Below are 12,192 nucleotides of genomic sequence, written 5' to 3' on the forward strand. Positions count from 1 at the left end.
CCCCCCCCCCCCCCCCCCCCCCCCCCCGCCCCCCCCCCGCTTCCTGTTGTGCTGCCGGCGACTCAGCGGCGGGTGGCCTTCACGTCGAGGGCGTCCCGCAGGCCGTCGCCGATGAAGTTGATCGCGAGCACGATCGTGAGCATCGCGAACCCGGGGGCCGCGGCGATCCACGGCTGATAGAAGTTCTTGGCGCCGTCGGTGATCATCGCACCCCACTCCGGCGTGGGCGGCAGGGCGCCGAGGCCGAGGAAACTCAGCGAGGCGACCAGCAGGATGACCTGGCCGAGGTCCATGGTCGCGTTGACCAGGATCGGCGTCAGCGACTGCGGCACGATGTGCCGGAACAGGATCCGTGGACCGCTCGCCCCGATCGCCACGGCCGATTCGACGTGCTCCCGCTGCTTGATCGAGAGCACCTGACCGCGCATCAGCCGGGCATAGATCGGCCACCAGACGATCACGATCGCGATCAACGCGTTGTTCAGGCCGGGGCCGAGCGAGGCGGCGACCGCCATCGCGAGCAGGATCGCGGGGAATGCCATCGTCATGTCCGCGATGCGCATGATCACGGCATCCACCCAGCCGCCGAAGTAGCCGGCCACGGCGCCGAGCACGCTGCCGATCGTCACCGAGACGACGATCGCGACCGCGGCGATCGGGAGCGAATAGCGGGCACCGTAGAGGGTGCGGCTGAAAACGTCGCGACCGAGCGCATCCGTGCCGAACCAGTGCGTCCCGCTGGGCGCGAGCAGCCGTTCGCCCACCTGTTTGATCGGGTCGTACGGCGCGATCCACTGCACGCCGACGGCGGCGACGATCCAGAAGGCGAGCACGACGTATCCGAAGATCATTGGTGGGCGCAGCCAGGCGGATGCCGACCCGCGCTTCCACAGGTCGCGGGCGTTTCCGGCCAGGCTGGGCAACGAGATCGCGGTCATGCGAGCCTCACTCTCGGGTCGACGACGGCGTACACGATGTCGGTGGCCAGGCTGGCCAGGAGGAAGATGGCACCGCCGACGAGGGTGACCCCGTTGATGGCGGGGTAGTCGAGGGTGCGGGTGGCGCCGACGGCGTACGAGCCGATCCCGTTCCAGGAGAAGATCTGCTCCACGAGCACGGCACCGGTGAGCAGCGCGCCGAACGCGAAGCCGACGATGGTGACGACCGGGGTGAGCGAGTTGCGCAGCACATGATGCCGCATCACGAACCCGTCACTGAGGCCCTTCGCGCGCACGGTGCGCACGTAGTCCGCGTGCATCTCATCGAGCATCGAGGCGCGGACCAGCCTGCTGATCGTGCCGACCAGCCCCCAGCCCAGGATGAACGCCGGGAGGATCAGGTGGCTGACCGCGTCGAGGAAGAGCGGAATATTGCCGGCGAGCAGTGAGTCCACCGTGTAGAAGCCAGTGACGTTCGCGGGAGGTTCGATCCTGGCCGAAAGCCGGCCGGGGCCGGGGAGAACGCCGAGCTGGGCGTAGAAGACGAAGAGGAAGACGAGGCCGGTCCAGAAGACCGGGAGGGACGATCCGAGCAGGGAGAAGAACCGGCTCAGGTGGTCGGCGAAGCGGTCCTTCCGGCTCGCCGAGATCACGCCGAGGGCGATGCCGCCGAGTGTGCCGATCAGGAGGGCGACGATCGTGAGCTCCATCGTGGCCGGAAGACGGCTGAGCAGGTCGCTCGTCACGCTCGATTTGGTGCTGAAGGAGGTGCCGAGGTCACCCTGGAAAAGGTGACCGAGATAGTTCAGGTACTGCGTGAAGAGGTCCTGGTCGAGGCCCCAGCGCGCCTTGGCGGCGGCGACGATCTCGGGATTGTTGAGGTTGCGTTCGCCGACGAGCGAGGCGATCGGATTCGCCGGCAACAGCCGCGAGATCACGAAAGCGATCGTCACGATGCCGAGCAGGAGCAGCGGCAGGATGGCGATCCGTTTGAGGATGAAGCGAAGCATCTGGAACTCCGTAAAGTGCGGGGCGACGGTACAGTGCGGGGCGACGGTACAGGGCGACAGTGCGGGGCGTGGACCGGGTCCGCGCCCCGCACTGTCGCTGGGCAGTGGCTTACTTCGTGAGCCCGAGCGCCCCGAGGTCGACGTTGCAGCACGGGCTGTACGTCACCCCCGTGATGTCGCTCGCGTGGGCCATGATCAACTGCGGATTGACGATCGGCAGGATATTGACGTCGTCGGCCATCAGTTGGGCGAGCGCCTGGTAGCTCGCCGTGCGCTCCGCTCCGGTCTGGGCGAGCGCAGTCGTGAGCCCGTCGACCTCGGCCTGGTTGACCGTCTTGCCGGCCAGAGAGGCGAAGTTGGCGACGTATCCGCCGTTCGGGATCAGGCCGAAGTACTGCACGTACTGGCTCGAGTCCGTGTGGTCAGGGGCGAAGTACACGGCCGTGATCGGGGTTCCTTTGCCGCCGATGACGTCGGCCCACTGGCTGAAGTCGACCGGCGTCAGTTCGAGCGTGATGCCGACCGAAGCGAGGTTCTGCTGGATGGCCTGCATCTGCAGGTCGAGGTCGACGCCGTATGCAACGATCTTCGGGTACGTCGAGCTGATCGTGAAGCCGTCCGGGTAGCCGGCCTCTGCGAGCAGCGCCTTCGCCTTCGTGACGTCGTAGCTCGGCAGGGCGACCTTCTCACTTCCCTCGAAGCCGTTCGGGATCGGAGAGCCCTGCAGCTTCCCGTAGCCTGCGACGAGGGTCTTGACGATGTTGTCGTAGTCGATGGCGTCCTTGATCGCCTCCCGCACCCGGACATCGGCGAGGGGAGCCCCGCCCTCTGCACCTGGCATCAGGGCGATGTATGTGTAGTTGAACGAATCGACGGCCGCCGTCGTGACCGTCGGGGTGTTCTTGAGCTGGTCCAGGGCGTCTGGGCTGATCTGCATGGCGATGTCGACGTCACCTTGCTGGAGCTGCTGGAGCTGCGAGCTCGAGTCGGTGACCTCCTTGAGCGTCACGGTGTCGAAGGTCGGCTTGGTGCGCCAGTAGTTCGGGTTCGCCGTGAGCTTCACGGCACTGTTGGCCGTGTAGCTGTCGAGGATGTACGGGCCGCTTCCCGCGGAGTTGGAGAGGAACCAGTCTTCTGCGGTGTCCGCAGTCGACGCGTCGGCCGCGGCGGATGCACCGTGCTCGCTGGCGACGTCACTGTTCACGATGCCCAGGTACGACGCCGCGACGATCGCGAGGAACGCGGAGTTCGGCGCCGCGAAGTTGACGACCACGGTCTTCGCGTCGGGGGTGTCGATCGAGGACATGCCCGCGAGCAGGTAGGAGGCGCTGCCCTTGATGTTGGCGAGGCGCTCCAGGCTCCACTTGACGTCCTTCGGCTCGACGGGCGAGGCGTCCGAGAAGGTCGCCGCTGGGTCGAGTCCGAAGGTGAACTGGGTGTTGTCGGCGTTCGCGGTGAAGGTCGAGGCCAGCCCGGGCTGAAGGGTCTTCGAGTCCTCTGGACTCACGATCACGAGCCGGTCGTAGAGTGCCGTGAAGACGATCTGGCAGGTGTCGCAGTAGCCGCGGTCGGGGTCGAGGGTCGTCAGGTCCATCGCCCTCGCGATCACGAGATCGTGTTTCGCGACAGCCGTCGTGGCCGCTCCGACGCTGCAGCCGGTCAGCAGCAGGGTTGCGGTCGCGGCCATCGCGACGAGGGAGCGCCATTTGAAGCGGGTGGAGCGTTGTTTCGTGTGCACGTGAGTCTCCTCTGTTGGTTGCGGACCCGGCCGTCCCGCCGGTTCTCAAGGTGGCTGCAGCGTCGGAGCCTGGGTGCTGATGGTGGAAGGGTGGCGATGGTGGCAGCTGAACGGGTCAGTCGAACGGGTCAGCCGAACAGGGCGCGCGTCTCGGCGAACGCGTCGTCGGTGCGCTCGAGCGCCCACGCGACATCCGTTTCGGTGTGCGCGGTGGAGAGGAACCAGTTGTGCGCGGGGTGCAGCAGCACGCCGCGCCGGACCGCCGCGTCGGTGAAGGCCGCGGCTGTCGCGAGGCTTTCGTCGTCCTCGAAGCGCAGGAACGGCATCACGGGCGGCCCGCTCTGGAAGACCGTGAAGCCGTGCGCGGCGGCCTGGCTCTGAAGTCCGTCGCGCAGGAGCTGGCCGACCCGGTTCATCTGGGCGGGGGTGTCGGTCGCCTTGAGCAGGCCGATGTTGGCGATCGCGGCCGCCATCGCTGCACCCGCGTACCAGAACGATCCGGTCGCGAAGATGTCGGCGGCCGACTGGCGGAGGGAGTCGATGCCGACGACCGACGAAATCGCGTAGCCGTTCGCCATTGCCTTGCTGAAGGCGGTGAGGTCTGGATCGATGCCGAGCGGTTCCCACGCGCCGCCGGTGTGCAGTCGGAAGCCGGTGCGGACCTCGTCCATGATCAGCACGGCGCCGATCCGGTCGGCCAGCGCCCGCACTCCCCTGGCGAAGGCCGGGTCGACGATGTACTGGTCTGTGGAGCCGGGGGCGTCGTGCCGGAATGGAGAGAGGATGATCGCCGCGGCATCACCGCCGGCTTCGGCTGCGGCAGCCTCGAGCGAGGCGAGGTCGTTGAACTCGAAGTCGATGATGTTTGCGCGGTCCTCCGGCGTGCTGCCGAGCGGGTTCGGATTGAACCAGGCATTCGCGCCGTGGTAGGCCGTGCCGCCCTTGAGCAGCTTCTTCCGACCCGTCGCCGCCCGGGCGATCGTGACCGCGAGACTCGTGGCGTCGGTGCCGTTCTTGGCGAACATGGCCCAGTCGGCGTGTGCGACGGTGTCGACCATCAGTTCGGCGAGCTCGACCATGCGTGCGGTCGGGCCACCGAGGGCGTCGCCGCGCTTCTGCTGGGCCAGCGCTGCCGCGTCGACGACCGGGTTCGCGTAGCCGGAGATCATCGGGCCGAAGGAACACATGAAGTCGAGATATTCGTTTCCGTCGACGTCCCAGAGGCGGTTGCCCTTGCCCTCCGCATAGAACTGGGGGAACCCCGACGGCATCAGGGCCACGTTCATGTGCCCGTACATCCCGCTTGGGATGACCTTCCCCGCGCGGGCTCGCAGGGCGGCGTCAAGGGGCAGTTCGATCTGTTGTGGTGCTGTGATGGTCATCCCTGGCTCACTTCCTCGTCTGTGCTGTCCTCACAGTTTTTATGACACGCGTCCGAAATAAGTTTCTGCCCTGTTACAAGCGAGTAAATTAACTCATGCGTCCAAAAACCGGGGACTCGCCGATGGGTTCCCGCAGTCGACTGGGGCGAACGAGGAAGAGACACAACACATGCCGAAGATTGTCGACCACGAGGAACGGCGCGCTGAGGTGCTCGAGGCCACCTGGCGGGTGATCGCGACCCGCGGACTTGACGCGGCCACGGTGCGCCAGATCGCGAAGGAAGCCGGCGTTTCGAGCGGCGTGCTCGCCCACTATTTCGCAGACAAGGACGACATCCTCGTTCAGGCCCACCGCCTGGCCTATGACCGGGTCTTCCGCCGCGTCGAGGAGAAGATCGGCCGGTCAACCGGGATCGAGGCACTCAGGGCCACGCTGTATGAGACGCTGCCGATGGACGAGAACCGGCGGATCGAGGCCGTCATCGACATCAGCTACATCGGCAGGGCACTCAACGATCCCCGCCTCAAGCTGGTCCGGCAGGAGTCCGCGCAGGTCGCTCGGGACTGGTGGCTCGGGGTGCTGACGTCGACCGCGGCGGGTGGGCACCTGGCCGTCGACACGAATCTCGGACTGCTCGTCGACCAGATCCTGGTGTTCATCGACGGGATCTCGCTGCAGTCGGTACTGTTCCCCGACCTGATGACTCCGGAGCTTCAGAAGCAGCTCGCCGACGACCTGATTGCCCGCATCCGGGCCTGAGCCCACGCGGCAAGACGCTAGGCTCGCTTTATATTGGACGCTCGTCCGATAATAATGCGACCGAACGGAGCGCCCCATGCCGCCGACCCGACTCCCCAGGATCACTCTCAATACCGGGGCGACGACCCCGCAACTCGGTTTCGGCGTCTTCGCGATGGACGACGAGGCGACCGCTCGTGCGGTCGAAGCGGCCATCGCCGCCGGGTACCGCTCGATCGACACGGCCGCCGTCTATCTCAACGAGCGCGGCGTCGGTATCGGCATCCGCCGGAGCGGTATTCCCCGCGGGGAGCTCTTCGTCACGACGAAACTCTGGAACACGCACCACCTGACCGCGGGCGAGGAAGCCAGGAACAGCCTCGATCGCCTCGGACTCGACTACGTCGACCTGTATCTGGTGCACTGGCCGGTGTCCTCCGTCGGAACTCACCTGCGGGCCTGGGACGGCCTCGAAGACGTCAACCGCTCCGGTGCCGCGCGGTCGATCGGCGTCTCCAACTTCTCGCGGGAGCAGGTCGAGGAGGTGATCGCGCTCGGCGGGACGGTCCCGAGCGTGAACCAGATCGAACTGCACCCCCTGCACTCACAGCCGGAGCTGCGCGCCTTCCACGCCGAGCGAGGCATCGTGACCCAGGCCTGGTCGCCGCTCGGCCGCGGCCTCGCCCTCGGCACATCCGAGATCGCCTCGATCGCGCGGGCGCACGGGGTCACGGAGGCGCAGGCGATCCTGCGCTGGCACCTGCAGCTCGGTACCGTTCCCCTGCCCAAGTCGGCGTCCGCCGACCGGATCAGGGAGAACATCGACATCCTCGGCTTCGAACTCGACGCAGAAGACATGGCGACCATCGACTCTCTCTCTGTCGGCCGTCGCGTCGACGAGTCGTACTACGAGTGGGCATGACCGCGTCCGCGCACCCGGGCGAACTGCTCAGCCGGGGTCACCGCCTGCGGTACGTGTTCATCCTCGGCGCCCTGACCGCGCTCGGGCCGTTCACGATCGACCTGTACCTGCCCGCCTTCCCCGCGGTCGCGGCGGCACTGCACACCTCCGAGTCGGCCGTGCAGATCACCCTCGCGGCCACGACCATCGGCCTCGCCGTCGGCCAGCTCGTTGTCGGCCCCTGGAGCGACGTCATCGGTCGGCGCCGGCCGCTCATCGTCGCGACCCTCGTCCACATCCTCGCGTCTCTTGCCTGCGCGTTCGCCCCGAACGTCGAGGCGCTGACGGCCTTCCGCTTCCTGATGGGCGCGGCGGCGGCGGCCGGCGGCGTCGTGTCGCTCGCGCTCGTGCGTGACCTCTTCTCCGGAATCCCGATGCTCAGGATGCTGTCCCGGCTCGGCATGGTCAACGGGCTCGCCCCGATCGTCGCGCCGATCCTGGGTTCGCAGTTGCTGCAGTGGATCGACTGGCGGGGTATTTTTGTGGTGCTCGCCGCATACGGTGCGGTGATCGCCCTCGCTTCGGTGATCGGCATCCGGGAAACCCTGCCGATCGAGAACCGGATCCAGTCGGGCATCCGTGCGCTGCCGGGTCGGATGGGCAGGCTGCTCCGGGACCGCCGCTACCTCGGACTCGCCCTGGTCGGCGGTTTCGTCTGGGGAGGCGAGTTCGCCTACCTCGCCGGTTCACCGTTTCTGTTCCAGGGCGTCTACGCGTTCTCGGTCGCGCAGTACGGGCTGTTGTTCTCGGTGAACGCCCTCGGCTTCGTGCTCGGCACCCAGCTCGGGGCGCGCCTTGCCGGCAGGCTGGCCCCGCAGTGGCTACTGGCCCTCAGCACGACCGTGCTCGTGATGTCCGCCCTGGTGATCTGCACCGCAGCCGTCTGGGGCTGGGGGCTTCCGCTCGTCGTCATCCCGCTCTGGTTCTCGATCATGGCCGTGGGGGTCTGCATTCCCTGCGTGCAGGGCCTCGCCCTCGCACCCCACGGGGCGGAGTCCGGACTCGCGGCGTCGCTGCTCGGCGCAATGAACTTCACCGTCGCGGGAATCGTCACTCCGCTGGTCGGGGTGTTCATCACCGGTGACGCACTCGGAATGGGAGCGGTCATGCTCGCCTGCGCCGTCTTCGCGAGCGCGGCCCTGTGGTGGCTCGTGCGGCCGCGATCTGTGCCGGCCCTCGCCCGCTGACCCATTCGACGGAGTTCGGCAGGGCGGGTTCAGGCGACTGCGTTAAGATTCACGGGTGTCCCCCGCAGCCTCCCGCCTCCGCATCGCCCTCGTCTCCCTGCACACCTCGCCGGGTGACGAGCCTGGATCCGGGGACGCCGGCGGCATGAACGTCGTGGTGCGCCAGCAGGCGGAGGCCATGGCCGCTGCCGGCCACACCGTCGACATCGTGACCCGCCGGTCCTCGGCCACACTTCCCGACGCCGTCGTCCTCGCACCGCGCCTCACCCTCCGCTTCCTTCAGGCCGGGCCGGCGAAACCCATCAGCAAGGGGGCGCACGAGGCGGTCATCGACGAATTCCGGGTCGGCCTGGCCGCCCTCGGCGACTACGACGTGATCCACTCGCACCACTGGTTCTCCGGCATGGCCGCGCTCCCGCTCGCCCAGGGCCGCGGCATCCCGCACGTGCAGAGCTTCCACAGCATCGCCGCAGACCCCTCGACGCCGCTCTCGGCCGGCGAACGGCCGGAGTCACCGGGGCGGATGCGCGGCGAAGCCTGGCTCGCCCGCGAATCCGACGCCCTCGTCGCGATCAGCAACGCCGAGGCCGACACGATCGTGACCAGGCTCGGCGGCTCGCCAGAGCGGATCTTCGTGGTCTCCCCCGGGGTCGACGCAGAGCTCTTCCACCCGGCGCCGGGCATCCGCACTACCGAGCAGGACCCCGGCTACGCGATCGTCGCCGCCCGCCTGCAGCCGCTCAAGGGACTCGACCTCGCGGTCGAGGCGATAGCGGCGGTCCCTGCGGCACTCCGGCCGGAGCTCATCATCGCGGGCGACGCCTCCGGCGACTTCGACGGCTATATCGATGGCCTCCGTGACCTCGCCGAACGGAACGGGATCGCCGACACCGTACGATTCCTCGGCCCGCAGACCCGCGCCGATCTCGCGGCGCTGTTCCGCGACGCCAGGGTCGTGTTGATCCCCTCCCACTCGGAGACTTTCGGTCTGGTCGCCCTCGAGGCGGCAGCGAGCGGAGTGCCCGTCGTCGCCTCCGCGTCAGGGGGCCTCCGCGAAGCCGTGCTCGACGGCGACACCGGGATCGTGCTCGGCTCCCGCGACCCGCAGGCCTGGGGCGCGGCGATCACGACCCTGCTCGGCGATCCCGACCTCGCCCGCCGGCTGTCCGTCGACGCCCGCGCCCGCGCCGAACGCCTCGACTGGCCGCGCAGCGCGCGGGGTCTTCTGGACGTGTACCGGGGCTTGCTCGAGCCGTGCTCCGCGGACGAGTACGACGACCGACGCGGGCTGCGGATCGCGTGAGCATCCTCGACGGCCTCCCGGTCGTCCTGCTCGTGCACGCGCACCCCGACGACGAAACCCTCACCACCGGAGCCCTCGCAGCCGAACTCGTCGCGCGCGGCACCCGGGTGTCGCTCCTGACCGCCTCCCGTGGCGAGCGCGGCGAAGTCGTCGCCGGGCCGCTGTCCGGGCTCGAGGGCACCGCGGCGCTCGCACGCGTTCGCGAGGACGAGCTGGACAGAGCCACCCAGGTCCTCGGGATCGCCGACCGATTCTGGCTCGGCCAGGCTCCCGCGCGCGCCGAAGGACGGCCGCCGCGCCGCTACCGTGACTCGGGCATGAGCTGGATCCGGGAGGGACTCGCCGGTCCGGCCGCGGACGCCGACGCCGATGCCCTCTATGTCGCTCCCCTCGACGAGGTCACGGCCGATGTCGTGGCGCTCATCGGGCACGTGCGGCCCGCCCTCGTGATCAGCTACGACCACGGCGGTGGTTACGGCCACCCCGACCACGTGCGCATGCACGAGGCGGCCCGTGCGGCATGCCTCGCCGGGCAGACCCCCTTCGCCGAGATCGTGCTCGATCCGGCAGCGGATGCCGAATGGCTCGACCTCGAGGCCCGTCGCGCCGTGACGACGGCCGCCCTGCGCTGCTACCGGAGCCAGCTCACGGTCACCGGCGACGGCCTGCATCTTGTGCATTCCGGTGGCCAGCATGAGGCGATCACGACGTCGATCGGGTTGCGCGCCCGCTGAGGTGTCGATTCGGGGCGTGCTCGCTCGTCATTGTGGTGTCAGTATCACAACGACGAAGGGAAGTCTGATGCGTTACTCATTGCTCGTGATCAGCCAGGAAGCCGAAGACGCCAACATCAGCGACGAGATGATGGAATGGGGACGCGCGGCCTTCGATGCCTATGGGAAGTCGCTCGACGCCGCCGGGGTACTCATCTCGGCCGACATCCTGCAGCCCGTGTCCGCGTCGACGACCGTCACCGTGCGCGACAGCGCGCTCCGGGTGCAGGACGGCCCGTTCGCGGACACCAAGGAGCGCCTCAACGGCACCTTCGTGATCGAGGTGCCAGACCTCGATGCGGCAATCGCATGGGCCGAACAGTGCCCCGCCGCCCAGTACGGGGCTGTCGAGATCCGTCCGTCGGCAATCATCTTCCGGGACGGAGCATGGCGCGGCCAGGAATGACCGCAGCGGGCGCGCACGACGCAGCCGCCGCGGGCGCAGCCACGGACGCAGCCAGGGACACGGCCAGGGCGCGGGCGGAATCCGTCGCCCGGGAGTCCTACGGCCGGCTGCTCGCGCTGCTCGCGGCGCCGGGCGGCGACATCCCGTCCGCCGAAGATGCCCTTGCGGATGCCTTCCTCGAGGCGCTGACCCGGTGGCCGGCGGCCGGCATTCCCGGCAACCCCGAGGGGTGGCTGCTCACGGTGGCGCGCAATCGTCTCCGCGACCGCTGGAAGTCCACCGCCGTGCGCCGAACCGTGCCGCTCGACCCGACCGTGCTGTTCGGACTCTCTGGGTCGCTCGATCCGCCCGCACCGCTCTCGCTCGACGACGTCGACCCCGATGAGATCCCCGACAAGCGCCTTGAACTGCTTTTCGTCTGCGCGCACCCGGCGATTGATCCCGGCATTCGCACGCCCCTGATGCTGCAGACGGTGCTCGGTTTCGACGCGGCCCGGATCGCGGTGGCCTTCTCGCTGCCCGAATCCACGATGGCGCAGCGCCTCGTGCGGGCGAAGCGGCGGATTCGGGACGCGCGGATCCCCTTCACCGTGCCGGGGCTGAGCGAACTCTCCGGGCGGCTCCCCGCGGTGCTCGAGGCGATCTACGGCGCCTATGCGATCGACTGGCAGGGTGTTGCCGGGCCGAGTGTGCGTGAGTCGCTTGCGGCGGAGTCGCTGTACCTCGCGACCGTGCTCGCGGCCCTGCTTCCGCGCGAGCCCGAGGTGCTCGGCCTTGCCGCGCTGCTGTCGTTCTCGCTGTCCCGGGCACCGGCACGCGCCGCACCGGACGGATCAACGATCGCCCTCGACGACCAGGATCCGGCCAGGTGGGATCGCGAGCTGATCCGGCAGGGGGAAATGCTGCTCCGGCGGGCCCACGGTTTCGACCGGATCGGACGATTCCAGGTGGAAGCGGCCATCGAGTCGGTGCACTGCGACCGGGCTCGCTCGGGCGAGACCGACCGGCCGGCGCTTCTGGCCCTCTACGGCGCGCTCGTGCGGATCGCGCCCACGCTCGGCGCCCGGGTGGCGCTCGCGGCGACCGTCGCGCTGCTCCCGCGGAGGCGGTGCGCCAGCTCCACCACGTGCTCGTGGTCGAGGGCTTCGATCCCGGCGCTGATCGCGCGCAGCCTGCTCTCGCCCTGGCCGGCGAAGCTCCGGAGCAGCCAGCCCTTGGTTTCCGCGCCGACGTCGTCGAGATAGCCGAGGACTTCGTAGTCGATCACGGCATCGTCAGGACGGGAAGCGATGGGGGCTGCATCCGGGCAGTCGCCGAGAACGGTTCCCGCCCCCGTCACCGTTGCCAGCGTCTCCGCGAGTTCGGCCGGCCGGATCGGCTTGGTGAGGTAAAGGTCCATGCCCGCCTCGAGGCACGCCTGCCTCGCCTCCGTGGTCGCACTCGCGGTGAGAGCGATGATCACGGGCTGGCGGATGCTGTCACCGAGACCCCGGATCCGGCGCGCGGCCTCGAGGCCGTCCATGACGGGCATGTGCACGTCCATCAGCACGACGTCGTACGCGACGGCTCCGACGGCCTGCACGGCCTCGAGCCCGTCGCTCACGGTGTCGACGCGGTGGCCGCCGCGCGCGAGCATCAACTGAGCGACCTTCTGGTTGATGACGTTGTCCTCGGCGAGCAGGATGCGCAGCCCCGGGGTGGGGGGAATCGGCGAGGATCGACCGGGCAGAGTGGAGGGGGGTGGCGACCCCGCCC

11 protein-coding genes and 1 pseudogene are annotated in these 12,192 nt (G+C 68.8%); 7 read left to right on the top strand and 5 right to left on the bottom strand.

Annotated elements, in window-relative coordinates:
• Positions 1 to 62: 62 nt before the first annotated feature.
• From QN345_RS09630 to QN345_RS09645, 4 genes are all read right to left on the bottom strand, one after another.
• The gene (locus QN345_RS09630) at positions 63 to 938 is read right to left on the bottom strand and encodes an ABC transporter permease (protein ID WP_134447197.1); all 876 of its coding nucleotides are present in this window, start codon (positions 936 to 938) and stop codon (positions 63 to 65) included.
• Positions 935 to 1,948, bottom strand: coding sequence for an ABC transporter permease (locus QN345_RS09635; RefSeq protein ID WP_134558716.1), 1,014 nt, complete (start codon positions 1,946 to 1,948; stop codon positions 935 to 937). Before QN345_RS09635 ends, QN345_RS09630 begins: the two co-directional genes overlap by 4 nt.
• 109 nt (positions 1,949 to 2,057) lie before the next feature.
• Positions 2,058 to 3,686: an ABC transporter substrate-binding protein gene (locus QN345_RS09640; protein ID WP_134558715.1), complete on the bottom strand. Its 1,629-nt coding sequence runs from the start codon at positions 3,684 to 3,686 to the stop codon at positions 2,058 to 2,060.
• Positions 3,687 to 3,814: 128 nt separating this feature from the next.
• On the bottom strand, positions 3,815 to 5,068 hold the full coding sequence (locus QN345_RS09645) for an aminotransferase class III-fold pyridoxal phosphate-dependent enzyme (RefSeq protein ID WP_322136320.1): 1,254 nt from the start codon (positions 5,066 to 5,068) through the stop codon (positions 3,815 to 3,817).
• 169 nt (positions 5,069 to 5,237) lie between these two features.
• Here QN345_RS09645 and QN345_RS09650 point away from each other — a divergent pair, with 169 nt between their 5' ends.
• The 7 genes from QN345_RS09650 to QN345_RS09680 all read left to right on the top strand — a co-directional run bounded on the left by QN345_RS09650 (position 5,238) and on the right by QN345_RS09680 (position 11,681).
• The gene (locus QN345_RS09650; RefSeq protein WP_134447203.1) at positions 5,238 to 5,828 is read left to right on the top strand and encodes a TetR/AcrR family transcriptional regulator; all 591 of its coding nucleotides are present in this window, start codon (positions 5,238 to 5,240) and stop codon (positions 5,826 to 5,828) included.
• A gap of 76 nt (positions 5,829 to 5,904) precedes the next feature.
• On the top strand, positions 5,905 to 6,729 hold the full coding sequence (locus QN345_RS09655; protein ID WP_134561799.1) for an aldo/keto reductase: 825 nt from the start codon (positions 5,905 to 5,907) through the stop codon (positions 6,727 to 6,729).
• On the top strand, positions 6,726 to 7,955 hold the full coding sequence (locus tag QN345_RS09660) for a multidrug effflux MFS transporter (protein ID WP_322140680.1): 1,230 nt from the start codon (positions 6,726 to 6,728) through the stop codon (positions 7,953 to 7,955). The genes QN345_RS09655 and QN345_RS09660 overlap by 4 nt, the downstream gene beginning before the upstream one ends.
• 55 nt (positions 7,956 to 8,010) lie before the next feature.
• Complete coding sequence (locus QN345_RS09665) at positions 8,011 to 9,258, top strand: glycosyltransferase (protein ID WP_322140679.1); 1,248 nt, start codon at positions 8,011 to 8,013, stop codon at positions 9,256 to 9,258.
• Positions 9,255 to 9,992: a PIG-L deacetylase family protein gene (locus tag QN345_RS09670; RefSeq protein WP_134561798.1), complete on the top strand. Its 738-nt coding sequence runs from the start codon at positions 9,255 to 9,257 to the stop codon at positions 9,990 to 9,992. Before QN345_RS09665 ends, QN345_RS09670 begins: the two co-directional genes overlap by 4 nt.
• 67 nt (positions 9,993 to 10,059) lie before the next feature.
• A complete protein-coding gene (locus tag QN345_RS09675; RefSeq protein WP_134558712.1) occupies positions 10,060 to 10,437 on the top strand; it encodes a YciI family protein in 378 nt (125 codons plus the stop codon).
• Positions 10,434 to 11,681 carry an RNA polymerase sigma factor gene (locus tag QN345_RS09680; RefSeq protein ID WP_323508606.1) on the top strand — a complete coding sequence of 416 codons (1,248 nt, stop codon included), beginning with the start codon at positions 10,434 to 10,436 and terminating at the stop codon, positions 11,679 to 11,681. The genes QN345_RS09675 and QN345_RS09680 overlap by 4 nt, the downstream gene beginning before the upstream one ends.
• A 161-nt stretch (positions 11,682 to 11,842) precedes the next feature.
• On the opposite strand, the pseudogene QN345_RS09685 reads toward QN345_RS09680, so the two are convergent.
• A pseudogene (locus QN345_RS09685) lies at positions 11,843 to 12,073 on the bottom strand (response regulator); the annotation flags it as partial.
• Positions 12,074 to 12,192: the final 119 nt, after the last annotated feature.

The sequence above is a fragment of the Cryobacterium sp. 10I1 genome (genome assembly GCF_035019805.1).
Taxonomy (GTDB): Bacteria; Actinomycetota; Actinomycetes; order Actinomycetales; family Microbacteriaceae; genus Cryobacterium; species Cryobacterium glucosi.